Origin of the sequence: Desulfobacter curvatus DSM 3379, assembly GCF_000373985.1 — a bacterium.
Classification (GTDB): Bacteria; Desulfobacterota; Desulfobacteria; order Desulfobacterales; family Desulfobacteraceae; genus Desulfobacter; species Desulfobacter curvatus.
The window spans coordinates 1-25,203 of record NZ_KB893109.1; the positions used below are offsets into that span (position 1 = coordinate 1).

Consider the following 25,203-nt stretch of genomic DNA (forward strand, 5'->3'; position numbering starts at 1 on the left):
CGATGGATGAGCCTGGAGAGGGCAATCATGCAGTTGGAATTTATTTGACCGATCCATCTGCGGCGTAAAAAATTTAAAGAGACAACTGAGCCAATGGATTGGTATACCTAAGCTACGCTTTTGATAGTCGTTTGGAATCAAGAATCAGCTACTGGAGGGGGGGCATTAGCAATACTGACTCGATTTTAATGAAATTTGCCTCTTTTTGGGGTACAAAATTGTCTAATGGTGAGGCCACGGGCTCTGTCCTTTTGACTTAGCTTAGACGCTGCATTTTTTAGGTATAAGGTTGATATATGGGCCTATTTCCTGATGCCCAATCACATTCACCTTATTGCAGTTCCTGAAACCAAGGATGGATTAAATCTGGCCATCGGGGAGGCACACCGGAGATCTAAGAGAAGGATGGCGCGGTCATTTATGGCAGGGAAGGTTCGCATCATTTATCATGGAAGAAAGTTACTTGCTGGCATGCACGCGGTATATTGAGAAGAACCCAGTCCGTGCCGGTTTTGCAAAACGTCCTGAGGATTGGAAGTGGGGTAGCGCCGGGGCACATATGGATGGGGAGGATGACATTCTTGTCAAAACAAGGCCCTTGCTCGAGATTGTTAATACACCTTGGGGAATTTTTTTCTCTTCTGACATTAAAGAATCAAAAATCGAATTGTTCAGAAAGCCTGAACGTAACGGTCGACCGTTGGGAAAAATGACTTTTGTAAAGAAATTGGAGACTATTTAGACAGACGACTCAGGCCCAAAAAGCCAGATCGAAAGAAAAATGCGTAAGGTGTCCCCAAATTACAAATTAATAACGGCTGCTCCACAATAATCCGGGTAAGGAAAAATAACACTAATGCCGTAACGATCACGGTGCTGATGCTCAGCCTGACAGCCGTTGATGCAGTTGAAATTTGAGCACCTGAAGGCGGCGGGTCTGTTTTTCGATTTCATCAAGCTTGTAGAGGATCAGAGTACGGTCAGCCTCTGCTTGGAGGCCCCCATCAATCAGGGATTAGGTCAGACTGATGATTTTTGATTCCAGCTCCTGCACACGGGCTTGACCATCAATCGGCTAATTTTTCTTGCATCTTCGTCAATTCTTGATCAACGACAAGGAGCCTATACAAAAGAAATTCAATAAAAAACCTTCAAAAAATATTGCCCATCCATGTCCTCGGGTAAATATCCCGTAACGTAGTCACAAATAGTTCCCTTTTTCGAGACTCAACCATGTTGAGGCGGCACTAGTGAATCTCTTATGCTGTCCGCATCATGTTCTGTCGAATTACCCCAGAGAATGTCAGCACTTTTTATTAAATTCTCTGCAATTTGGCTTGTATACGTACCATCATTAAGCAGTGAAGAAGCCATAGACTCAGTAATTTTTCCCTCTCTTAACAAAACACTCAGCCTTTTTGCAGCAATAATGTCCAGGCCTTTATTCTGCTCTTTTGCTGTTTCCAGATCGGTTATTTTTTCCAGATCTCCCGGATCTTTTCTCAAACAGGCAATAATACGAAGCAGTTGCGCTATATCCTTGCGCAGGAAGTTGTATTCGTTTTTGATATTTTCATTGTCTCTTGCCATATAACCTGCAATATTTTTCTGTAACTCCCTGATATCCTTAATGGCCTCGATCATGTCCCTGCTGGCAAGTTTTATTTTGTAGACCTTGTGGCGCTGCTCCTTATTCATATTTTTCTCAGCCAATATGGAATACTTCAAAATATCGCTATAGAGGAACTTGATTCTTCTCTCATAAAGATCATCAATGTCTATATCCGTCTCTTTGACTGTTTTCAGGGCTTCATCCATATCACAATCAGAAAACACTTCATGACGATGCAGTCGCAAGGCTTGAATAATGATCTCTGATGTTCCGTCAAACATATGCCCTGCCTCCTTATAGAGTGCGGCAATGGCGGGTCCAGGCGTTTTAATCACTTCCTCATCAAGATATCGTGGCCTCCAGCGCCTGTCGTCCTGCACAACAAATAGTTTTTCGAGAAAATTAACCAGTTGGTGTACAAACGGCGCTAATACAAGAACACCGAGACTGTTAAAAATAGTATGAAATAATGACAATTTCATAGCAATATCCTGATCGGTTATCCCGACATATCCACTGATCAGATCAACACTTTGCATTAAATATTTCATAAAAACCACGGCAATGAATGCCGTAATCATGTTAAATATGAAATGAGCAACGGCCAAGCGCTTGCCGTTTTCATTTGAGGTCACAGCACCCAGGGCAGCCGTTACAGTGGTTCCAAGATTTGCCCCAATGGCAAGAGAGATTGAACTTACGTAGTCTATCTGGCCGGTCGCCACAGCTGTAATAATCAGGGCCATGGTGGCACTGCTCGACTGAATAATAATTGTCGCTGCTGCTCCGACAAAAATATATGCCAATATTCCCGTAAATCCGCCAATACTATATTGCGACAAATCAATACCGCTTTTCAGAGTTTCAAACCCCTCTTTCATAAAAGAGATACCCAGGAAAATAAATCCAAGGCCAAGCAGAATATTGCCGATACCTTTATACGTTCTGTTGTTAAAAAAAGTGAACAGAACGCCGAAGACGATCATTGGCAGGGCAAATGCTGAAATTTTAATTTTCATACCGAAAACCGCAACAATCCATGCCGTAGCAGTGGTGCCGATATTTGCACCGAAGATAATGCCTACAGCCGGACCCAAGGCTATAAGCTCAGCGGACAAGAAAGATATTGCAATGACAGATATAAGAGATGAACTCTGGACAATTGCTGTGGCAAAAAACCCGCTGAAAATCGCTTTGGGAATCGTATTCGTAGTTTTACTCAGTATTTTTGAGAGAATCCCTCCGGTGAAGCACTTAAAACCATCCTCCATAAAAAACATACCGACAATAAAGATGGCAATGCCGGAAGCAATTGTTGCAAAATCACCACTTTGAAAGATTCCATAGCCAACAAATAATAGTATCGGTAAAATAAGAAATCGTTTTAACATCCATCCCCTCTAAAAATCGAGACTATAGCTGAAACGCTCAGCCCATCCTAGTCAACGGCGGCAAAGCAACCGCCTACCCCATTGAAAAAGAACGGGTTCCGGTTGTCCAGGGACTACCGTTCACCCAGGAGTTTGTTGTAGCTTTTGGATTCTTTTGGCTTCTTCTTGAATCATCATTTGTAACTCAGAAATATTTTCTTGAATTCTCTGCTGACCGATTTTCCCACCCTGGGCCATCATGGCAGGGGATTTTTTTAAGGCTTTTTGTCCTGTCGGCGTGCTGTAAAACGCATTGAGTTCATTGATCTCTTTTTCCGTAAACGCTTCAACATAAATATCAATAAAATCTTCTCTTAAACTTTCTCCGCTCATATATTTGTTGAAAAATTGCCTCATGGTATTTTCATATGGCTGCAAGGCAGGGGTTTGTGATAACTCTAACTGTAACATACTTTCGATTGTTCCGGCCAAAAGAGTATTGAGATCCATTGTATCGAGTAATTGCCCCGCGGCATTACGGTGACTTTCTGAAGCTGCAACGACATTCAAATTAAACGATATAGTTATTGCCAGTACTAAAAAAACGACATAGATTTTAAACTTCATGGTTACATCCTTTCATTTTATAAGGAACTCTCTGTAACCCACAGAGATGTTTAAATATTCGTTGTGTGGCGAGCCACAGTCAAAGACCAAGGACGGTCCGTGACCGTTTTATATGAAAGTCTCCAGCAACTAACCGGATTCTTTCTATCTTTGTTGTGGGCTGAGTCAGGGTGCCGATAGACCAGGTCAGCCCATGGCTGTTTACTGACGATTGATCTTCTTTTCAAGATAAGGTTAACAAAAAACATAACCCCTCACAACCATATGGTTGTGAGGGGTTATGTTTTTATGCGCCTTGCATCCGGGCAACTTTGTAAGCAGCATACGCGCCGCTAACGAGCCGGCCAAATACGCGGTTTCCGTTCAGAGGCGAATTAATAATTTTTATCTGCAAACTCTACCCACCCCCCGGTCTCCACCAGGGTTTTGTCGAACTGTGAAATAGGAAATTCAATTTTCAATTCGTTGCCGCCGGCATCTGTTGCGGTAAGGGTTTGATTTTCAACGTCTGCGGAGAGCTGAGCAGTTTTGCCTGCCCCCACCTCGAACAGGGCCTGAATCTTATCTTCAGACAATTCAATGGCCATCATGCCGCAATTAAACATATTCTGCCTGAAAATCCGGGCAAAGCTCGTGGCAATCACGACATTAATGCCGTTAACTTCCAAAGCCCATGGCGCATGCTCCCGGGAAGAGCCGCAACCAAAATTACTCCGGGTTACAATCACACGGACATCCTTGAGATCCGTTTCAGCATTAAAGCCATCCAGCACCAGATCTTCAAGCAAGTGGGGCTTTAAGGCGGTTTTGGATATTTCGGTCAGATATTTGGCCGGTATAATTTCGTCGGTATTGATATCTGCCCGGTCCAGGCAGAGCATTTTTCCTTTAAAATCTTTCATAGTCCCTCCCTAATTTTTAAACCGGTCAGAGTGAGTGAGCACACCATGGAGTGCCGTGGCTGCGGCTGTGGCCGGGCTTACAAGATGAACCATGCCGCCTTTGCCCATCCGTCCGTTAAAATTCCTGTTGGTGGTGGACGCAGCGACCTCCCCTTCGGCCAGAACCCCGTTGCTCATCCCAAGACAGGCACCGCAGGTGGGATTGGTGACGCAGAATCCGGCATCCATGAAAATTTTAATCAGGCCTTCATCCAGTGCCGCACTAAAAATATCAGGTGTGGCCGGAGAGACAATCGCCCTCAAACCGGGATGGATTTTTTTACCTGCCACCTCGACGGCCGCCTCACGAAGATCCTCCAGGCGCCCATTGGTACAGGAGCCGATGTAAACCTGGTCCACCCGCGTATCGGCCATCTGGGATACCGGTTTAACATTGTCCGGTTTGAATCCAAAGGTCGCCAGGGGTTCAAGGGTACTCACATCAATGGTCTTTGTTTTGGCATAGACGGCATCCGGATCGGAACAGAACCGGGAGTATTCTGCCAGGGCATCTTCGGGGGTCTTGAACTCATCCTTTATGAAAGGCCACAGATACTCCACAGTTGTCATATCCGGCAGACAGATGCCCGATGTGGCACCGGCCTCCACAGCCATATTGGCCAGGGTCATACGCTGGTCCATACCCATGGCATCCACCACGGGTCCTGCGAACTCAATGACCATGTTGGTCGCCCCGTTCACTGTAATCTGACGAATCACCTCAAGAATAATATCCTTGGCATATACGCCCGGCCGAAGGGTTCCGGTAATTTCAATTTTAAATGTTTCCGGCTGTTTAAAGGTACACACGCCCTTTAAAATCCCCACCTCCAGGTCGGTGGTGCCCACGCCCGCCCCAAAGGCACCAAATGCCCCATGGGTACAGGTATGGGAATCGCCCATAATGATGGTAAACCCGGGACGGACAAACCCTTTTTCAGGAAACAGGGCATGGCAGACCCCGTTTTCACCGATATCAAAGAAATCTTTTATGTTGTGACGAAGGGCCCAGTCCCGCAGAATTTTCCCCTGCATGGCGGTTTTGGAATCTTTGGCCGGTGAAACATGATCAATCACCGCCTTGATTTTGTCCGGATCGAACACCCGGTCTTTTCCCCTTGCAACCAGGTCCTGGACCGCAGTCGGGGTGGTAATTTCATGACAGAAAACCCGGTCCAGACGCAGCACGCTGACATCCCCGAAGGGTTTGTCCACCAGGTGGGAGTCAAAAATTTTTTCAGCAATTGTTTTTCCCATGGCACTCTCCATTTATATGAAAGTCAAAATAAAGATTTAATTACCTTCATGTTTCGTTGTGGGTTGGGTCTGGGTGTTGATAGACCAGATCAGCCCATGGCTGTTATTTGTTATTTCCTTCACCAAAATAATCTTCACCGTCCGCCGGTGTGACAATCCAGTAGGCTTGAAACAGATCGTCACCGGCATTTTTAATCACATGGGGTATCTGAGACGAAAAAGAGAGGGCATCTCCGTTACTGATATCGTAGACATCCCCGCCGTAAATTAACTGGCCGGAACCGTTGACCACAATCCCCAGCTCCCGGCCAAGGTGTCCGTCTTTCTTATCCCCCCGCTGCTGTCCCGGTGCAAGCTCAAGAAAAAAGGCGGTAAAGGAATGGTTTCCTTTGGATTGGCTGAGTCCGCACAGGGTTTCATATTTAAACCCCTTGCGCTGGTAAACCCGGCGCTGGTCCTTTTTTATAATCTCCACCCGGTTCATGGTTTCATAATCTTTAAAAAACTTCTCCGGAGAGACCCCGTAAACTTCCAGCAATTCCAGCAGGGTATCCAAGGACGGAGATATACGGTTGCGTTCAATCTGGGACAACAGACTTGAACTGACCCCGGCTTTTGAGGCCACCTCTTTGATGGTCAGATGCCGTGAATTTCGAATGGCCCGCAGCAAAGGGCCCAGCTTGATTTTCATTTATTCACCAAATTCAGTATTTCTTATTTAGATTAAAGAATACTGAAATTTCTCTGGGTGTCAATACTTTTTAATCGGATGGAAAACAGATACGGGGAAAATCATTTTTGGGGGATACACACGCCAAACGATCAGGCAGTTATTTTCGTGTAGTCCAAAAGTCCCTGGCGTTGGTATTGAATGAGCAATGATTCCAGGGCAGGAAGATCGGACAATTCCACAGCCAGCTCATGGGTGACTTTTTCTGTATAATCCGTTTGGGCAATTGTGGTCTTCAAGGCGCTGATGCGGTTTAAAAATGAATCATTCAGGCTGTAATCCAGACAAATTTGGAAAGACTGAGTTTTCACCAAGCGGACCAGGGGGGCCTGGCCAATGGTTTCCTCCACAGCCAGGGCATAGGCTTCAATTAAGCCTCGAACCCCAAGCTTCACCCCGCCGAAATACCGGGTAACAACCGCTGCAGTACAGGTCATCTGATGGGATAACAGCGTATTGAGCATGGGTTTGCCGGCCGTACCCGGCGGTTCACCCGCATCCGAGCAATGACTGATCTGCCCGGAATCGCCCACCACATAAGCCCAGCAGTTATGGGTGGCTGTTTTGTATTCTTTGGAGACGTTGGAAATAAACTCCTTGGCACCTTCAATGGTATCCGCATAGCTGAGCCTGCAGACAAACACGGAGCGCTTAATTTTTATTTCCGTCTGGCGAACGGGATCGGCCACAGACCGTCCCACGGAATAAAAAACCGGTTTTTCGCAATCCGTATTCATGGATCATGGTATAGTACAAATCAAAAGCAAATAAAAGGTCGAATATGCCTGTAAGCGCCCGTTTATCTGGCGTGAAGGGTAAAGGCCCTGATCATCTGTCTTCTGAACCCCTGGATAGACGTCAACGTATTCCGGTCCGGAGCCGGTGTTTTTTCATCCCAGTCCACATAAACCATAGAGACAATTTTGCCTTCCACAAACACAGGAAAAATGCCGAAGCCCATTACCAGAAAGGGGCCTGCGATTTTTTTCATGTACCAGCAAGGAATTTGATGCCGGGAAAACTCTTTTTTTGTATCTTTGACAATAATATCGATTTTCCGCTCAATGGCGTTGTTGAAAATACCGGATGCCGGTTCAATTTTAAATCCCATGGTTTTGCCGAATCCATCCGGCCGTTTTTCCCCCCGGACAAACCGGGGCTCCATGGTGTTGGTCTCTTTTTTTCTGATACTGATAACAATCTGGTTAAAACAAAAGCATTGGGCCATGGTATCAATAAGCCGGGTAAAAATTTCATGGATGCTCAGCCCTTCATCTAACGCCTCTTCCACACGCCTGATACCCTGATCCAATACATCCTTATTTTTTAACTTTGGATCGGTTTTCACAGATGTGGATGTGGGCTGTACAGGTTCAATTCCTAGAATTTCAGCATGCCGCATCACCCGATCCATGGCCGAACAAGTCAATTCCAGTGCCTGCCGGGCATCAAAAGCCAGAACACCGCAGTACTTATCCACAAGTTTACCTGCGGCATCAAGGGAAACAGGGTCATTTCCCGGCACAGGGATATTACATAGTTCATAGACAAAGGCACAAAGATATCTGGCTTCTTCTTTTGGTCCGATTTTCAAGCTCTGTCCGGCAGTCAACCGAACCGGCCGCATGGCCTGAACAATTTTCGGGGGCAAATTAAATTTTAAAGCAACCATCTGCCCGAGTTCAAAATAGTTTAAGCCTAAAATCATTTTAGCCGCAGTTTCCCTTGACAGTCCTTCTTCTTCCAAGGCCACCTCGACCTTAATGTAAGTCCCCGGGTCCAGAAGCGCCACCAGGTATTCCCCCAGCTCATACAGCATGGCTGAAACAGGAAAGGCATCCGAAGTCCGGCCCCCCTGTTCCCTTTCAATCTGCCTGGCCACGGCACTGCGATGAAGGCTTTTGAGCATTTTCTCTTTCAAAATCAATGAATTGGCCCTTGATTTCATCATCTCAAAGATCTTAAGCCCGGCGGCCAACTCCCGAATTTCATCCGTACCCAATATGATCATGGCCTCGGAGATGGTGGAAATACCTTTGTTTGAAAATTGCCGGTAAATTGAGGAATTCACAAGTTTCAGCACCTGTGCGGTCAAACTCAGGTCGTTCAAAATCACCCGGGCAATATCCCCTGCAGAGGAATAATCCATATTCAGTATGTGATTAACGTCGTTGATCTGTTGGGAAAAGGTTAAAAACGCCTCCCTGCCCTGCATCCTTTTAAGAATGCCACTTAGGTAGACCCGATAATCCTGTGGGTCAGAACGTAGGTTGTCCTTAAATTCTTCCGTGGCACCTTCATCTCTTTTGACCAGTTCGTTGATGCAAATGACATCCAGATCAATGCCGGTATGAGAGGTATCCTTTTGGCCCATTCATGCTCCATGTTAAAACTTAACTTGAAAATAATAAAAAATCGTTTTTATAATATCACTATATAATCTTAGACATTTTGTATTATCTTTTCAAATGATTTACTCACCAGAAAGCCGGGACAGGCCATGCATGCGTCTTCAGCACCCATAGAAAACACCCTGGCGGCCAAGCTCACCAGGATGAAAGCGGCCTTTTCCAATTACAACGTGGTGAGGATGCGCGAGGCGTTACGGTACCTTTCAGGCCCAAAGCTTGAACTTTTCATCAAAATTCCTTTTCTCATTCACATTAACCATCCGCAACTTCCGGGGTATGTGCCGGATCCGCCTGAAGCCTGCGGCATCTACAATTTCAAAAATTCAGGATTTTACAAAGCTGTGCTGGATAAAGGAGGGGTTCCCCGGGATATTCTCGACACTGACACGGACATCAAAAATCCCTGCGTACTTGGTTTTTACCACATCGGTTCCCTGGGCACCTTTACCCAATCGGCCCAGTCGGATTTTGATTATTGGGTCATCATTGACAAAACCTGCTTTACCGAACAACGATATTACAACCTTGAAAAAAAACTCAACCACATCGTTAAATTTTCCAGGGAAAAATTTGATCAGGAAGTGACGTTTTTCATCATGGATCAGGCAGATATCAGAAAAGACTGCTATGCCGGATTTGAAGGGCCTGAAACAATGATTGCCCCCAAGCTGTTTCTTAAAGAAGAATTTTACCGGACGTTTTTAATGATTGCCGGTAAAATTCCAATATGGACCCTTCTGCCTGGAAATATGCAGCAGGGTACATACGACCGCTTGGTCAGCCACCTGTTCCGGCTGCCTGAACTGACTTTTTTATTAAAAGATTTCATTGATCTTGGCAAAGTCGAAAAGCCGTCCATCAAAGACATTTACCAGGGCATCCGCTGGCATATCTGCAAATCCAAAGAAGATCCGGTCAAGGCGCTGCTTAAAGCCACCATGATTTTTTCCCACATCACCGACGAAAAAAACAGCGCCATGCTCCTGTGCGACGAACTCAAACAAAAATTTGCAAAAGCCGGCATTGACGACTGCGAAAGCGATCCTTATAAAATTGTTTTCGATAGAGTGCTCCACTACCACCAGGCCCATGCCCGCGATGGGCTGAAACTTATAAAAACCGCCATATTTTTCAGGCTCTGCAGTTATCCCAGAGTCAGGTTGCCTGAACCGGGATCACCCAAAAAGCAATTGTTGGACAAATATATCCGAACCTGGAACATCCTTCCGTCCGAAGTCCAGAAACTGATGTCATATCCGAACTGGCCTGAAAAGGGAAAACAGTTCTTTGACACAAACGTAATTCAACGCCTGGCCGGGATGTACGAACAAATCCATGCCAAAGGAAAGGCTGTTGAAAAAGACCTGCCCCTGACGGAACAACGAAATATGAAAATTCTGAATAACAAAGTCAAAGCGCGCCTGAACACACAAGCAGACAAAATTTCGGAAAGTTCAAATTTTTTGACCCGGCAAACAATTCCATCTCTTTCAATAAAACAAAATTCAATGGGGGAATGGCTATTAAATGCCGCGTTTTCAAAAACAAGCACTGAAAGCGTTATTCACACATCCAAAAATTTTCTGGGCCTGGTGGGATGGATTATGGAAAACCGGCTTTATCAAAGAAATAAAACCCACATTAAACTTGCAACCCAACTCAAGCTTTATGAAAGCCGGGATCAAGAAATATCCACAGATACCCTCTATCTGGTGATGCAGCCGGTCAAACCTCTTTTTGACGGCTGCTTTGAACACGATGCCCAATGGACTAAAATATTGATTCTGCTGGTTTGCCCGGATTCACACTGCGGTGTGGGGCAAATTGAACTATTGGCCCTCAATTCCTGGGGGGAGCTGTTTCTGGAGCAATTGGCGCTTGACATCGACCGGCATCTGGATGATAGGTATAGAACCATAGCCGATAAAATTAACCAGTATACCGGAGAAGAGATCCGCCTGTTTTTTTTTCAGATGGCAGAACGCCGGGATGCCGATGCCGTATACGAAATCAAGGAACTTCTGGCGGATCGTTTTCTGATGCACCGGCCGGGAACGCCTAAAAGCAATCGCCCAATGCTGGACAAATTATAGGAATAGATATGACCCACCCGTCAATTCTCACCATCACCGAAGATGCCCTGGAGCAGGACAGACTTTTAACAGCCCTGAAAAAAATCGGATACACCCGAATCATCACTGCCGACAGTGCAGATAACGGGTGGGCAGTGTTAAAATCATCCGACGTCGGATGTGCCATTGCTGCCTATGATATGAGTGATATGTCGGGCCTTGCGCTGTTGAAAATCTTAAGAAAAGAAGAACGATTAGGCGATCTGCCTTTTTTTTTAACAGACAGCGCATTTACCAAAATCAAGGTCATCAAGGCAGGCCAGGCAGGCGTCAGCGGCCTTTTTGTCATTCCCTATAATCCCAAGGCCATGAAAATGAGGTTGGCCACGGCCTTGGGAAAGCTTGAAGATCCTGTCATCCACCAGGTCGAGCTAAGTGTAAAAAAAGGCCTCAAACTCATTGAACAAAAAGAATACAAAAAGGCGCTGGAGTTATTCCAAGCCCTGGTCAACCAGAAAGAAAATCCGGAATATTATTACAACATCGGCTACATCAAAACGGCTCAAAACAAGCATCACGAAGCCATAGAGGCCTTTTCAAAGGCAACTCGTCTGGACCGGCTTTTCGTCAAAGCATACAAGGCCATGGCCATGGTATACAGGGCCATGGGTGTCGTTGAGAAGGCTGAGGAGTGTACCCGGATCGCGGCAGAAATCTATATGGATACCGATAAACTGGGAAAAGCCGAGGACATGCTCAATGAGCTTTTAGCTTCCGGGACCAATTCATTGAACGTCTTTAATACATTGGGGGTGCTTTACCGGAAAAAGGGCGACATAAAAGAGGCCATGAAACAGTACAAAAAAGCATTGAGAATCCACCCGGACGAGCCTTATATCTATTACAACATAGGACGTCTTTACCTGGACGCCAAAAACGCCACCAAAGCCAAGACCTATTTCCAGGCCGCCCTTGACAAGGACCATGGGTTTACCGAAGCCAAACAGGTGATCAAAGCCATTGACCTAGGAATGATCTAAATAGTGGCGTGTTGCATAGACCCCGTTGCGTCGCCATGGTCCTATCCGGGCAAGGATGGCGGTTATGCCCAGCAGCATGGCAGCGGCCAGGTGTATCCAGTCAACAGCCATGACCGTTATGGGACTGAAACCATGGTCAGGCAAATTCTTTACTGTTCGCAATATTCCGGTCACCACGATCAGCGCCAGAATGGCCAGGCGCACCCGCCCCATGGCTGTGGGCCGCCACGTTTTTCGGTGGTTTAACAGATAAACCGTCGCCATCCAAAAGAGCAAAGCCAGGAAAACGGCAGCAGCAATATAGTGTATTTTGTGGGTGGTATAAAAGGCCGCAAGCCAGCCAAACCCTGGAATATCCGCAATGTAATACCGTTTGAAAATGGGCATCTGGGCAAACCCGGTCAGGGCTAAAAGCGTCATCACGGCAAGCATGATCCGGTTCAGCCACTTGGGAAACATGCTATTCATGGGTTTCCTCCTTGTCTTGTTGTCCGGACTTGATAAATTTTGCCCCGGCCGTCAAAAGTCCTGCAGCCACACCGGCCACCGGAGCTGCCAAAGCGGCCATCCCCAGGAACTCATCCTGGGCCATCATATCTTTCACCGGATCCATATGCGGATTTCCCGGACCTGCTTCCAGGGCCTTGGCCAGCAAAGGAATGGGAACCGGAGAGACATAAATGGTATTGGTACCGCCATTCTCATATTCACCATAGATGAATTCATTTTCATCAAGGTCTCCGGCAAAGGTTTTAGCCAGACCATGGGCCCGGGCCAGAATATCATGCCTGGGGCCGATGAACTGGACCTCTTCGGGGCATTCACTGACACAGGCCGGCACATCACCGTCGGACACAAGCTCAAAGCAGCGGTCACATTTATACATGACGCCATTTCCGGCATATCCCGGCATGAGCTTAAGGTAAAGCCCAACACCTGTCTGGCGTTGGGGAATATCCCAGGGGCAGACCGATTTGCACTTGGAACCGCCTAAACAGATATCGGTATTAATGCGCACCACCCCATTGTTCTCCCGGGCACAGGCCCCCCAGGGACATAGGTTGGCACAGGGCGGATTCTGGCAGTGCATACAGCGTCGGGGAATATTAATTTCATAAGACTGCCCCTGCCAATCAACCTCTACAGTTTGAATTGTCAGCCAGTTGTAGGGCGTAAGCCGCTCCTCCACATCCCGGCGGTCTGACCAGTCCGCCACCTTGACCCTGCTGGGATACATCTTTGGAAAAGGCTTTTGGGGTTCCGGATATTTGTACCCATTCTGTTCCGTGCAGGCTGAAACGCATTCTCCGCAGCCGATGCACTTTGATAAATCATGCAGGGAAGCCAGCTCATCACCTTGCCGGGATGCGCTCACGGTACCGGGCAGAAGCATTGCTGCGCCTCCGGCAGCCACCCTTTTTAGAAAACCCCGGCGGCTTACGCCACCCTTTTCACCGTCCGTCATATTGACCTCCTGACTCCGCATGTTGATCATTGATGGTATTTGGTCTTCTTTGCTTATATCTATACCTTTTATTTGAAAGTCTCCGGCAACTAACTGGATTCTTTCTATCTTTGTTGTGGGTTGAATATAGGCGTTGATAGGCCAAGTCAGCCCATGGATCTCAGTATGTCAAAATCATGCAGATAAATCCAGCCGTCCTTCATATTTTGGGATCGTCAGAAAATCATTTTGTATTTTCCGTCTATAAATTTTTTACCGTAAAGGACAGGGTGGCCCGGACGGGCCAGAGCATTACTTGAGAATTTCCCGAACTGTTTTAAGAAGAAAAAGGATGGAAACCTCATCTTCAACCAGAAGGACGGTCTCTGTTCCCCTATGTGGCTCATCACTCTTTTTGCTCTCCGGCTCGGCGGTGTCTGTGCCCTGGACCCGGGGCAGATAGATATGGAACACCGGCCTGGTTGTAGAGATAATCCGCGCCCCCTTTTCTCCTTCATCCGGAAAGCCTTTTTCCGGAACCCAGTCTGGATCCCGTCGCCGGGAAAACCTGTCCTGCTCTGAAAAAACAGTGACTGCGGTAATGATCCGATTGTCCATCACCTTTTTGGAAAATTCTTTTAGAACTTGTTTGGTAATCAGGGTTCAAAGCAAAATCTCATGAAAATAAAAATTAAATTTCATGAGATTGCAGCCGATTCATCAATTATCAAACAGGCTTTTCATGATGAAAATGAATTCTGCCGGAACAATGGGGAATGCATACGAGAATCTACTTTGGGAAGTAAAATCCACCAAGCCTCAGATTATTTTTCTATAACGGCCATGGGCCGGCCTGGCATATCAACTGCCGGGCACAGCCCTCAACAAAGCTTGAAAGATCTGAGTAACTTACCCAAACTTTCTTATAAAGAAACTATGTGTAACCCTTACAGATCTTTGAACTTTCGTTGTGGGCTGCCCCACGGCTGCCCCACAATAAAAAAATAGGTCAGCCCATGGCTGCTATTTTGTATCACCTCTTCTATTACAAAAAGATAACACCTTTATTTCCAAGCTAAAAGCAAACAGACCGCCACCTGTGAAGACCCGGTCTATCTGTAACTTCGCCGCCGGTCTGTGCCGCTGCGCCGTTTAAGTCCGGTTCTCTGCTCCGGTCCGGGCGCGACAGCTGGGAAATAACGACGGTCTTTGAGTTTTCTACGTCCACCCCGATCTGCCTGCGTTCCAAAGATACTCGTTCTTTTCATGGCACCCTCCTTTGTGATCAGCCATGTCCCCTTTAGATGTTGAGAATCAATTAAAGGTAAATGGTTAAAGGAGTTTCCCTTTGAAAACTTCAATGTCTATCAAAACAGGTTCAAAGCGTTACTACAGCGTCTTTTGTCATTAACGGGCATTCGTTCGGTTAACTAAAGGGAACATAGCCTTATAATTTAATTTCATAATATCAGGAAATAATACCTAAAACAAGGAAGACGATAACAAATTGTCAGGCCTTTAACACGAACACTCTCTACCCAAACTAATATGTTAACACCTTAAATTGAATCGATAAAATATATATGGAAAAATTGTAGTGAAAAGTATCATGAGATTTTAGGGGTGAACCGCCAGGGTCCTTTCGATAGTTTAACCCCTGCGGACTTCACAATACCTTTGAGCATTGAGGAAAATACATATTGGTGAAAGGGGTAAAGCGCATACCAGTAGACAATACCGAAAATCCCTGTGGGTAAAAATCTGGACAACAGACTGATTTCGCATTCGTTTTCTGAAATTCGGGTCAGGGAGATCTCCAGAAGAGCCTGGCCCGGCATTTTCATTTCAGCAAGCAGCAACAGACGCCCTGGGGGATTACAATCCAGCACCCGCCAGAAATCCAGGGCATCGCCTATCCGGAGCTCTTTGGCAGACCGCCTGCCCCTGTTAAGCCCCACGCCTCCTGAAAGACTATCCATCACTCCCCGGATTTCCCAGAGCAGGTCTGCGGCATAATACCCCGTTTCCCCGCCGATGGCCTGGATACAAGGCCAGATATCTTGGGGCTCGGCCTCAGCTGTCGCCTTGTACCCGCATTTGAGCAGGGTGCCCCCGGAATAGTCTGAATCCCCGCAATGCGCCCATTCCGGAAATTTCAATTCACCTGCATCGGCCCAGCAGGTATCCACTTTTTCAAGGGATCTTCCCATGGCCCGGACCCTGCAGCCGAATGCCAGAAGAAGCGGGATGAGCCGCCCTGACACATAGCCTGTAGCGCCGGTGACCAGGACAGGTCTGTCGGGCAATGAGGTCGGTTGGGGTTCGGATGAATGAGACATACAACTCCTTAAAAATTTGCACTTTGATATTTGTATTAAAATCTATATAGTTAAAAGGATACAGCACACTCGGCTTATTTGGCGGACCCATTACTTTACAATTCTTATAATCTCCCTAAATCGCTCTCCTTCAGCCACTTTAAGCAGTTCAAACAGTGCGGTTTCAACACTTGTCAAACTGACACCGGAATCTCTCATTTTTTGCAAACCGATTTCTTTATTTTCTATACTTCTTGAGGATACAGCATCAACTACAGCTTGGACCTCATATCCCATATCCACGAGGTCAACGGCTGTTTGATAAACACAAATATGTGCTTCAATACCTGAAATCAATACCTGTTTACGATCCAGATCGTTCAGTGTTTTCAAAAAGCGGTCATTCCGGCAACTACTAAAGCTCATTTTGCTGATAGGTTGAATATCGGACAACATAGCGGCAATTTCAGGAATTGTCGGCCCTAATCCCTGGGGATTCTGCTCTACCCATAGAACAGGAATGTCTAAAGTCCGAACTCCTTTAATCAACCTTTGGACGTTCTTGAACAAGAGTTCTTTTCTGTCCATCAAATGTGCTAATTTCCCTTGAATATCAACAAGTAACAAAACGACGTTTTCAATTTCAAGCATATTGCTATTCCCCCATTGTTTTCAGCAGGTAATTGCCCTGAAGGCCTATGCCATACCCGCTGACATTTAACATGAGACTTGGTTTCCTGAATGATTTTCAAGCACCCTGACTGTTCAATTTTCTGATTGATGATAAAAATTATATGTTTTGTAACAAGTAACTTTTTTTGTATAAGATATCAATCAGGTTGTAATAAAATTGTTTGTTTGCCCAAATGAATAGTCTAAACTCACGCCCGGAATATGAGGCCCCGGTCATGGGCATTAACAATCAGACAACAACATACCCCAGGGCCAACATCCCGAAAGGGATAAGAACAATGCTTGTTACAAGGACATAAAAAAAAATAAATGTAAGGTAATTCCCCATGTCAGACAATCTCACCATTCTTGCCGGCACAACAGCTTACCAGCATATCAAAGAAAATGGTCTTTCTCCTGATGATATCGATGCCATGCTCGGGGCATCGGGCGCAGCCAAATGGCTCAGCATTTACGGACTGGATTCCGCAATTTTTTCCCAGTGGTTTTCGGGCCGGACAAGGCCTTTGCACCTGCTTGGCACCTCCATCGGGGCATGGAAATTTGCCGCAGCAGCCCAGACCAACTGCCGGGAGGCCTTTGACCGCCTTAAACATGCTTATATCCATCAGCATTATAAGGGCAGGGTTGCGGCAGTCCAGATAGCCATAGAAACCCGGCGGATCATGAATGAATTTCTCACAGACCAGGCCATTGATGAAATTTTGAACCATCCATGGATTCGCATTGGTTTTTCAGCAGCCCGGTGCAAAGGGCTCATTGGTTCAAAACACAGTGTTGTCCAGGCCATTGGCGTAGGACAGGCGTTTGCCCTGAATGCGATATCCAGAAAACTTCAGCGATTTTGCTTTGAACGCGTTCTCTTCCATCATCCCCAATATGACACCGGGATCCTGGCAGAAAACAATTTTCCCACAACACCCATCCCCCTTGACCGGAAAAATTTTTCCAAAGCGATTCTGGCATCGGGGTCCATCCCCATGGTCATGGCGGGGGTAACTCATATTTCGGGCGCCCCGGGGGGCACCTACCGGGACGGAGGACTTCTGGATTACCACCCGGCGTTTTCCCTGAACCCTGAACAGACCGGTTTTATTTTGTATCCCCACTTTTATACGGAATTGACCCCTGGATGGTTTGATAAAAAATTTTCCAACAGAAGACTTAAAGGAAAGGCCGTGGACCGGATGATTCTTCTGGCTCCGTCTCCTGAATTTGTTTCCATCCTGCCCTTTGGGCGCATCCCGGACCGTCAGGATTTTATACGCCTCATGGGCAGGGATAATGAAAGGATCCAGGCCTGGAACAAAGCTGCGGACATGTGCAGGGTCTTAGGATACGAATTCATGGAAGCTGCAGAAAACGGTTCCATCAGGGACAAAGTCAAAGAAATTGACTAACAACCATGGGAACAAACAATGCAAGGCTAGAATGGGCGCCGCAGGCGCTTCACCCTCTTGTCTCTTGCATCTTGTCTCTTGTTTCTTGTCCCTTGCTATCCCTGGTCCTGATTGGCCTTTAATATATCCAGGATTTCGTCAATTTTTTCCTGGGCATCATGGGCATCCAGCGTGCATCCGCCGGCACCGAAATGTCCGCCACCACCGTAGCGGGCAAGCATGGCTCCCACATTCACCCGGCATTCAGGATTGAAAATACTGTGCCCAACGCTGAGAAGGACTTGTTTCTTATCCTGCCCGGCATACCGGATCTTTACACTGGCAATGGAGTTGGCAAACAGGGAATAGGTCAAAAAACGGTTACCAGAAGGGACGTTTTCAAGGCGTCTGAAATCGGTCACGGAAATGCGGTCAACCATCGTGGTATAGGTTTCCAGGTAGTGTTTAAATGCCCTGTTTTCCTCAATCACTTCCCGGCACCGGCGGTCCACATCGGGGTCCTTTAATATGAGGTGAATATCCGTGTTGCCAAGCATCTCCACCAGGTGCTCCCAATAGGGGATATCCTGAAAATCGTTGTTTTTAATGGTCATGGACAAAATCAGGTAAGGATAATCTTCCGGCGCCCTGACCTGTTCCCGTGTCAGATCGGCAGAATCAATCATGTCGGTCTGATCCACCAGCTCATCAAACCGGTTGTCCTGAAAGTTTTGTTTTCCATAGTACTTGTAAATAACACCGGCGGCGGACGGTGCAATCTCAAAGGCCCCGGGCACGTCTTTCACGGATTTGTTGGAGATATGGTGATCAAACCACAAATGGGCATGGGGATGCCAGGGCAAGTTGGCAAGAATGTCACCGTCCTGGATATCAGCGGTCCCCGACTGAATGTCATTGGGCTCTATCCAGCGTATCGGTAAAGACGCTTCCAGGGCTTGACGCAGAAGGACTGCGCAGACAATGCCGTCAAAATCAGGACGGGTGACGATTCTCATGGTATTTCCTTTTAGTAATCTATTTGTTCAACCACACCGGTAATAATCCGGTTCAACTTGTCAGATGCCTTTGCTGCAGTTCCAACCACAGCCTCCAGGGTGGTCTGCTCAGGCGCGTCAGGATCATTGATATTGGTAATCAGGGAAACGCCCAGAATTTTCATGCCGGCCTGAACCCCGGCGATGGCCTCCATCACCGTAGAAAACCCCACGGCATCAGCGCCGATGGCTTTTAGAAACCGCGTCTCCGCAGGCGTCTCAAGGCTTGGCCCCAAAAGCCCTGCATAGACCCCCGCGTGCAATTGGATATTTTCCTGTGCAGCAACCCCAACGGCACACCTTCCCAAATCAGGGTCATACACCCGGGTCATATCCGGAAACCGAAGGCCAAAGGATTCCTCGTGGGGGCCGGCAAGGGGATTTTGCCCGGTGAGGTTAATATGGTCCCGGATGAGCATAATGTCTCCGGCATTGAAATCCAAATTAATGCCGCCGGCCGCATTGGTAAGAATAAGCATCGGTACACCAAGGGCCTGAAGCAACCTTACCGGAAACGTGACAATCTGTGGGGAATATCCCTCATACAGATGTATCCGGCCTTGGAAAACAAGAATATCTCTGCCGTTAAGCGTTCCCTGGACAAGACACCCCTTGTGGCTGTCCACAGTGGCCTGGGGGAAATGGGGCAGCCCCACATAGGGAAACACCTGGTGGACCACAAGGTCGGTCAAGGTATCGGAGAGGCCTGTTCCCGTTATCATACCGGCAACGGGCTGCACCTGTATGCGTTCCTGTATAAATCGTGCACACTCCTGGACTTTATTGACAAACACCCTTACCCCTGGGCCCCGCTGTTGGGCATGGTCACAAATGCTTTCATGACCCAGCCGTAGGTATTATCAGGAAGCCGGACATAGTACCAGTCGGACGAACTGCCCTGGATGATCAGAACATTACCCATATAAGTCCGGGTCAAAACGTTATGGTTTATACCCGGACCGGACCGGACATTCAAAATCTTGGCCGTTACCACAACCTGGGAACCGGAATCCGCAGGATTCACAGACACGGCAGGGGGTGTATGTATAATGGTTGTCGTTTGGGTAGGCACCTGCACCACCTGATATCCGGCAGGCACTCTTCTATAATAGACATTATCATACACATAATAGGTTAATCCGCCGATCAACACCGTGATGGCAGCAGCCGGAAGACTGTAGGCAATGATACCCAGGGGCGGACTCACCCAGAAATACCCTTTGGGCTCATGCCTGTAAAAACGGCCTCTGTGGAAAAAATAGTCATCTCCCCTGTGCCGGACCTTTTGGCCGCCCGGCGGAGCATGCTTAAAAGCCGGATTGTGTTTTCCTCCGTGGCCGCCCCTATGTTCAGGGGGAGGCGCGTCCCAGTGCCCGGGTTTCTGTCCCGGCCCCGCCAGGACTGGAACCGGCAGGATGGTGGTTAAACTAAAACAAACAAGAAAAATTAGGGTTGGGAACTTCAAATATGTGTTGTTCATTCTATTCTCCTGATAAAACCCTTCCGATTAAACATCAATCTCTGTAACGCTTCCATGTATTAAGCTGATATCAGCCCTTGGACGGTACAAATCAGCAAAAAGATAGCAAAAAGCATACCATCTGGAAAAGCTTAAAATATCAAATGTCCGGGCTCATGGTATCATAATTTTAGGAATAATGCAGCCTAGGGAACCCGGGAGATGGGAATGGGATGATCGGAGTTGATGCCGCCCATGGGGTAAACTTCAATGCCGAACGTCTCTTTGCTGACCTTGGGCACCATGTCATCCAGATAGACTTTAAGCTCGCTGAGTGTCACTTCCCTGTCTCCAGCAGCGGCCTTGCCGGCCAGCCCCTCGATCATCACACCGGTGTAAAGGCTGTTGCCTTTGTAGCCTTCCAGGGCAGGTTCGTCTTTGCCTGATGCATAGAAAACAGCCCGGCCCGTGGTTTTCATAAACCGTGCAATGGCTGCCTTGTCCTCTGCGCCTTTGGTGCTGAGACAGGCCAGAAATTGTGAAAACCCCTGATATGCGGCACCGGCGTTACAGGCATCAATAATGACCACAAGTTTGTTTACCGGTATGCTGGCTACAAAATTTATCAAATGATCCTGGGTTATGGCACCGGTTTCCAGAGATGAGTCATCCCTGAAAATAAAATCTGCAGGCAGAAAGTAGAATTTTCCATCCATGGCCATACCGTGGCCGGAGAGGTAAAGTATAAATACATCCTCTTTGTTGACATTATAAGATGCCTTAAACGCCTTTAGAATCTCCTCTTTGCCGGCGTTGATCAGGGGAGGAATATTGTCCACATGTTGAAATAGTCCCTTGCTGTAGGTGTAAAGACAGCTTTGCAAAGCCAACACATCATCCTTGGGAAAATTCAGCCTAAGGGTTGAATCTTTGTAATCTTCAATCCCGATGGCCAGGCAGTGGAGGTTTGGACGCCGTACCGGCCCGGACTGAAGAGACCGGACGTTGAGAGCCAAGGATTTGGAATCAATCTTGCCTTTTTCAGTAGAAGATGGTGCCTGGACCTCCAGGGTCGAGTCCTGGTCCGGAGGCAGATCCACCAAAACATGGGTTATTCCAAAACTGTCAGAGGTAGTCCAATTTTTCCGGGGCTGGAGAATACCGTTAACCCGCACCTCCACAGGGCCGATGCCGGATCCCTGGTCCACGAGTTTCAATGGAATTTTAAGTTTGGTCCCGTTGATTTGCCGGGGCACATTACCGGCCAGGGAAATCTTCGGAGGCCGCACCCGGGTTAAAAGCTCCCTGATATCTCCGACCTGGGCCAGGGCCCGGTCAATGGGGGCCTGGTCCCCCCGGAACTTGGCCAGCACCAGATCGCTGCGGCCAAAGGCCTCATAGATCTGGTCCCCGGACACAAATTCAGGGACCTGGTCAACGCCCCGGTTCAACTGGTACCCCACCAGTTCCTCGGCACCGGGGCTTGCGGCAAAAAAACCCTCGGGGGTCCAGGCGACCCAGGCATCATCCCCGGGCCGTACAAAAAGGGCCAGCTTCTCCTGATGGTTCTCATAATCATACCACCGAAGGGTACCGTCTCCGAGCCCTGCCACAACCCATTTTCCGTTTGGACTGATGTTGACGGCCCAGGCAGTAGCGGGTAAATCCACGTCGGGAGCCAGGGCAGTACCATCGGCCTTGAACCACCTAAGGCGCCATTCTGTCCCCAGAACAAAGGACTGCCGGTCCGGTGCAATGGCAAGGCTCCTGGAACGTTCCCATTCATCCAGGGCAAGGGCACGGCCCTCCAGGTTAGGCCTATATCGGTTTTCCCAATCCTTGATCGACAGGCTGTCAGCGTCAGCCTTTACCATATCCCCGGGATACATCTTCCGGTTCAGGGCCAGGGATAGAAGATCAAACCCGATCGGGCATTTTCCCCGTATCTTGGATCCGAAATAGACCCGGTTGCCAATGACTGACAGCTGGATACTGTTGTTGCCAATCTGACCTCGAAAATCCGCCTTGTCCGGCCCGTGGTACCATTGGGCCCTGCCCTTTGGGTCCAGACGCATCAGGGCAGGATCCCCGGTTCCCACCAGCAACTCGCCCCCGGCCGTTGGAAGTATCCCCATGACCGTATCATTGGCGGCCGGAATGGATGTCCGGCCCCCACGGCCGTGATTGGCCCAGGCGATGACCAACCCCTTAGATCCGTCATTATATTTTCCGGCAGCCAGAAGCCGGGAGCCGGACCAGGCGACTTTGGACAGATCGCCATTGTGTATCCCATGGGTATCCGCGCTGAAACGGTATGCCAGGGTGGCTCCGTCCAGAATATCCACATCGCAGGTATAATTATATCCCACAGCCACCAGCCGGCCGTCAGGAGAAAAAGCGACACCATGGGGATCGCGTCCCTTTGTGTCAAACCTGCGGATCAAATTGAATTGGGCATCGTAGAGGCGGACAAACCCATCAGAACAGGAGGTAACCAGACGGCCTTGCCGGTCAAAATCCGCCCAATAACTATTTTTTTCATAGGACTCATCCAATCCGACCAGGGCGTAATCAAAAGTACGGTAAATACGGATACCCTTTTCACCCAGACAGGCAACCAAAAGACGGCCGTCCCGGGAATAAGCCAGATGATTCACCGCACTGAAAACCCCTTTGATACACCGGACCATTTCAGCCTTTTCACGGTCAAATATATAAATATGCTGTCCCCCTCTATACCGGCCGGTAAATCCCCCTGCAGCAATGGTGCGGCCGTCCGGGGAAATGGCTACGGCATAGGCTTTGCCCACACTCCCGGGTTCAGAGGGCAAATGAAGGGTGTGTATCCATTTTCCCGTGACTCCGTCCCAGATCCGGATACTTTTATCATTACTTGCCGACACCACCCAGCGCCCTTCCTTATCCGTTGAAATCCGTCTGATGGAGGCAGTGTGCATGGACGTGTTGATCCGCAGCAGGGGTTGGCTGGTGATCCGCATCGGGGGCGGACTGGTGGTCGGTACCCTGGTTAGCGGCGGCGGGATATTCTGGGGGGAGGATGGGACAAGGGGAGCATCTTCCTTTATCTTCGCACAGGAAACCAATGTCAGCAAAATGGCCGCCATTACCAATACGTTCAATTGTCTTATTCCCCTCATGGTGCTTTCCCTCCTGTTTGCGATCATTATTGCGGCCTGGCTGCAAAAGTCTTCAACTGTGCGATATCGGATCTAAAATTTTGAAATTCAGGGGCATTGTGACCCTCAATCTCTTCCAGGTCATGAATCAAAAAAACCGGTAGCACATGTTTACCCTCCAGGGCCTTTTCCCATATTCTTTCAAGCTGTCGGGTCATCAGGGCGACGTTGTTCCCCGGCCCGTCCCTGAAATAGGCGGCCAGCAGACCCAGCTGGGCACAGTAGGCTTTCTTGGCCTCCCAGCTGGCAATACCATAAGAACGGCGCTTGTGCCGGACGAAATATCCCTTTGCATTTTTATCCTTTTGGGAAAGGCCGGCTGCTTCATACCGCTCAGCAAGCCCTTTACAGGCATCTGTTACCCATTTGAAGTTAGCCGCGTAGATCAGCTTGAGCCGGGCAAGTGCCAGAAACCCCGTAAAAATCTCCTTATCCTGGTTGTATGCTTTTGTCGTCCATATCAAGGCTTCCTTAGCCGAGCCGTTTTCCCCGTGGGCATGGGCCAGGGCCCCCATGTAAAAAGGATCATGTGGGGCAAGGGTATGGGCCGTTGTAAACGCATCAATGGCAGGAGCTATCTTCTCTGCCTCCAGGTCCATAAGGCCCAGTTCCCCGTAGGCTGCAGCAAAGCAGGGCCGCGATTTTACCGCCGCCTCCAGCAGGGGCCGGATGACATTGTTCTTTTCCCCCAGCAGACGGAAAAGTCTGGCCTTGGCATAGGCCACGTGGGCGTCCATGTCACCGTCTTTTTTTAAAGGATCACTCTCCTCAAGCAGGGCGATGCGCCGGCACATGACCTCTGAATCCAGCTGGCCTGCGGCAGAGTCGGCCAGCAGACGGGACTTCATGACCCCGTACTGGGCCTCCCGGCTGTTGGGACTCATCTTCAGGGCCTGATCAAAGGCAAACTTGGCGTCTTTAAGATGTCCGCTGTCCAGAAAGCTTTTTGCAATGGTTAAATACCTGTGTGACAATTCTTCTTGAAACGCAAACTGGGCAAGTTTAGCATCCAGTTCTCTTGAAGCAGCTGCCCATTTCTTAAGCGGATAAAGAGGACTTGCGCCGAAAAAAAACCAGGCCAAAATAAAAAAAATCAGACTGATCCAGATCCAGTAATTGGTGACGGCTGTGTGGAGTTTCTTAAGCTTAGGCAGTATCCCGACCGGCTGTCCCGGATCGGGCGATAGGGCATCCCGAATCCGGACAGCAATCAATTCAGCATCTTCCGGCGGGAGAACCAGGCGGATTGTTTTGTCTTGGAAATTTTCAGAGCCTGAATCCGACATGGGATCATTTCCCAAAAAATTTAGCTGCAACATCGATAATATGATAGTGATTTGGGATATCAGTATTTTCAAAAAATGTAAAGCAATACATGCGGCCGCCAGTGCTGACGCATAAATAATAAAAGGTCGGCCGAAGTTGTTCCGCCCACTCCTTTTTGGGAAAATTCCGCCTTTCCTTCTTTCAGAAGGCATCGGAAAGGTAGTTCTTCCTACACAAACCATGGCCTGTACCGAAGATTTTCATTCCGTCCGGGCATAGTTCTCCCCCATTCCAGGCTTGAAACTGTTTCGATTACCTGTCCGTGGTTGCCG

At 48.1% G+C, this 25,203-nt stretch carries 23 protein-coding genes; 5 read left to right on the forward strand and 18 right to left on the reverse strand.

Annotation, left to right across the window (positions count from 1 at the left end; all coding sequences use genetic code 11):
- The first annotated feature begins 448 nt into the window (after window positions 1-448).
- Complete coding sequence (locus tag B147_RS33035; protein WP_020589698.1) at window positions 449-742, forward strand: hypothetical protein; 294 nt, start codon at window positions 449-451, stop codon at window positions 740-742.
- A 485-nt stretch (window positions 743-1,227) separates the two neighbouring features.
- Here B147_RS33035 and B147_RS0123770 read toward each other — a convergent pair whose 3' ends face one another.
- From B147_RS0123770 to B147_RS0123800, 7 genes are all read right to left on the reverse strand, one after another.
- Window positions 1,228-3,003, reverse strand: coding sequence for a Na/Pi cotransporter family protein (locus B147_RS0123770; protein WP_020589700.1), 1,776 nt, complete (start codon window positions 3,001-3,003; stop codon window positions 1,228-1,230).
- Window positions 3,004-3,123: 120 nt separating this feature from the next.
- A complete protein-coding gene (locus tag B147_RS0123775; RefSeq protein ID WP_020589701.1) occupies window positions 3,124-3,609 on the reverse strand; it encodes a DUF2059 domain-containing protein in 486 nt (161 codons plus the stop codon).
- 374 nt (window positions 3,610-3,983) lie between these two features.
- Window positions 3,984-4,511 carry a 3-isopropylmalate dehydratase small subunit gene (leuD, locus tag B147_RS0123780; RefSeq protein ID WP_020589702.1) on the reverse strand — a complete coding sequence of 176 codons (528 nt, stop codon included), beginning with the start codon at window positions 4,509-4,511 and terminating at the stop codon, window positions 3,984-3,986.
- Window positions 4,512-4,520: 9 nt separating this feature from the next.
- A complete protein-coding gene (locus B147_RS0123785; RefSeq protein ID WP_020589703.1) occupies window positions 4,521-5,807 on the reverse strand; it encodes a 3-isopropylmalate dehydratase large subunit in 1,287 nt (428 codons plus the stop codon).
- A 103-nt stretch (window positions 5,808-5,910) separates the two neighbouring features.
- Window positions 5,911-6,498, reverse strand: a complete 588-nt coding sequence (locus B147_RS0123790; RefSeq protein WP_020589704.1) for a helix-turn-helix domain-containing protein — start codon at window positions 6,496-6,498, stop codon at window positions 5,911-5,913.
- A 131-nt stretch (window positions 6,499-6,629) separates the two neighbouring features.
- Complete coding sequence (locus B147_RS0123795; RefSeq protein WP_020589705.1) at window positions 6,630-7,274, reverse strand: IMPACT family protein; 645 nt, start codon at window positions 7,272-7,274, stop codon at window positions 6,630-6,632.
- A 62-nt stretch (window positions 7,275-7,336) separates the two neighbouring features.
- Window positions 7,337-8,911 carry an HDOD domain-containing protein gene (locus B147_RS0123800; RefSeq protein WP_020589706.1) on the reverse strand — a complete coding sequence of 525 codons (1,575 nt, stop codon included), beginning with the start codon at window positions 8,909-8,911 and terminating at the stop codon, window positions 7,337-7,339.
- A 126-nt stretch (window positions 8,912-9,037) separates the two neighbouring features.
- On the opposite strand from B147_RS0123800, the gene B147_RS0123805 reads away from it, so the two are divergent.
- Both B147_RS0123805 and B147_RS0123810 read left to right on the forward strand, forming a co-directional pair.
- Window positions 9,038-11,041 carry a class I adenylate cyclase gene (locus B147_RS0123805; protein WP_020589707.1) on the forward strand — a complete coding sequence of 668 codons (2,004 nt, stop codon included), beginning with the start codon at window positions 9,038-9,040 and terminating at the stop codon, window positions 11,039-11,041.
- Window positions 11,042-11,049: 8 nt separating this feature from the next.
- Window positions 11,050-12,060 (forward strand): tetratricopeptide repeat protein, encoded by a 1,011-nt coding sequence (locus tag B147_RS0123810; RefSeq protein WP_020589708.1) that lies wholly within the window; start codon window positions 11,050-11,052, stop codon window positions 12,058-12,060.
- Here the strand turns inward: B147_RS0123810 and B147_RS0123815 are convergent.
- From B147_RS0123815 to B147_RS0123830, 3 genes are all read right to left on the reverse strand, one after another.
- Window positions 12,046-12,528 carry a hypothetical protein gene (locus B147_RS0123815; protein ID WP_020589709.1) on the reverse strand — a complete coding sequence of 161 codons (483 nt, stop codon included), beginning with the start codon at window positions 12,526-12,528 and terminating at the stop codon, window positions 12,046-12,048. The genes B147_RS0123810 and B147_RS0123815 overlap by 15 nt on opposite strands.
- Window positions 12,521-13,525, reverse strand: a complete 1,005-nt coding sequence (locus B147_RS0123820) for a 4Fe-4S dicluster domain-containing protein (RefSeq protein WP_020589710.1) — start codon at window positions 13,523-13,525, stop codon at window positions 12,521-12,523. Before B147_RS0123820 ends, B147_RS0123815 begins: the two co-directional genes overlap by 8 nt.
- A 291-nt stretch (window positions 13,526-13,816) precedes the next feature.
- Entirely contained in the window at window positions 13,817-14,122 is a 306-nt protein-coding gene (locus B147_RS0123830) for a hypothetical protein (RefSeq protein WP_020589712.1), read from the reverse strand.
- A gap of 60 nt (window positions 14,123-14,182) precedes the next feature.
- On the opposite strand from B147_RS0123830, the gene B147_RS0123835 reads away from it, so the two are divergent.
- Window positions 14,183-14,512: a hypothetical protein gene (locus tag B147_RS0123835; RefSeq protein WP_020589713.1), complete on the forward strand. Its 330-nt coding sequence runs from the start codon at window positions 14,183-14,185 to the stop codon at window positions 14,510-14,512.
- A 104-nt stretch (window positions 14,513-14,616) separates the two neighbouring features.
- On the opposite strand, the gene B147_RS31990 is transcribed toward B147_RS0123835, so the two are convergent.
- The 3 genes from B147_RS31990 to B147_RS0123850 form a co-directional block, all read right to left on the reverse strand.
- Entirely contained in the window at window positions 14,617-14,772 is a 156-nt protein-coding gene (locus B147_RS31990) for a hypothetical protein (protein ID WP_157238014.1), read from the reverse strand.
- Window positions 14,773-15,111: 339 nt separating this feature from the next.
- Window positions 15,112-15,843 carry a DUF2867 domain-containing protein gene (locus tag B147_RS29380; protein WP_020589715.1) on the reverse strand — a complete coding sequence of 244 codons (732 nt, stop codon included), beginning with the start codon at window positions 15,841-15,843 and terminating at the stop codon, window positions 15,112-15,114.
- Between the two features lie 90 nt (window positions 15,844-15,933).
- On the reverse strand, window positions 15,934-16,473 hold the full coding sequence (locus tag B147_RS0123850; protein ID WP_020589716.1) for a hydrolase: 540 nt from the start codon (window positions 16,471-16,473) through the stop codon (window positions 15,934-15,936).
- A gap of 368 nt (window positions 16,474-16,841) precedes the next feature.
- On the opposite strand from B147_RS0123850, the gene B147_RS0123860 reads away from it, so the two are divergent.
- On the forward strand, window positions 16,842-17,915 hold the full coding sequence (locus B147_RS0123860) for a hypothetical protein (RefSeq protein WP_020589718.1): 1,074 nt from the start codon (window positions 16,842-16,844) through the stop codon (window positions 17,913-17,915).
- A 95-nt stretch (window positions 17,916-18,010) separates the two neighbouring features.
- On the opposite strand, the gene B147_RS0123865 is transcribed toward B147_RS0123860, so the two are convergent.
- The 5 genes from B147_RS0123865 to B147_RS0123885 all read right to left on the reverse strand — a co-directional run bounded on the left by B147_RS0123865 (window position 18,011) and on the right by B147_RS0123885 (window position 24,891).
- Window positions 18,011-18,910: an exopolyphosphatase gene (locus B147_RS0123865; RefSeq protein ID WP_020589719.1), complete on the reverse strand. Its 900-nt coding sequence runs from the start codon at window positions 18,908-18,910 to the stop codon at window positions 18,011-18,013.
- A gap of 11 nt (window positions 18,911-18,921) precedes the next feature.
- Window positions 18,922-19,743 carry a purine-nucleoside phosphorylase gene (locus tag B147_RS0123870; RefSeq protein WP_020589720.1) on the reverse strand — a complete coding sequence of 274 codons (822 nt, stop codon included), beginning with the start codon at window positions 19,741-19,743 and terminating at the stop codon, window positions 18,922-18,924.
- Between the two features lie 2 nt (window positions 19,744-19,745).
- On the reverse strand, window positions 19,746-20,429 hold the full coding sequence (locus B147_RS0123875) for an SH3 domain-containing protein (RefSeq protein ID WP_020589721.1): 684 nt from the start codon (window positions 20,427-20,429) through the stop codon (window positions 19,746-19,748).
- A gap of 185 nt (window positions 20,430-20,614) precedes the next feature.
- On the reverse strand, window positions 20,615-23,548 hold the full coding sequence (locus tag B147_RS0123880; protein ID WP_169400731.1) for a caspase family protein: 2,934 nt from the start codon (window positions 23,546-23,548) through the stop codon (window positions 20,615-20,617).
- Window positions 23,549-23,592: 44 nt separating this feature from the next.
- Window positions 23,593-24,891, reverse strand: coding sequence for a tetratricopeptide repeat protein (locus tag B147_RS0123885; protein WP_157238015.1), 1,299 nt, complete (start codon window positions 24,889-24,891; stop codon window positions 23,593-23,595).
- Between the last annotated feature and the right edge of the window lie 312 nt (window positions 24,892-25,203).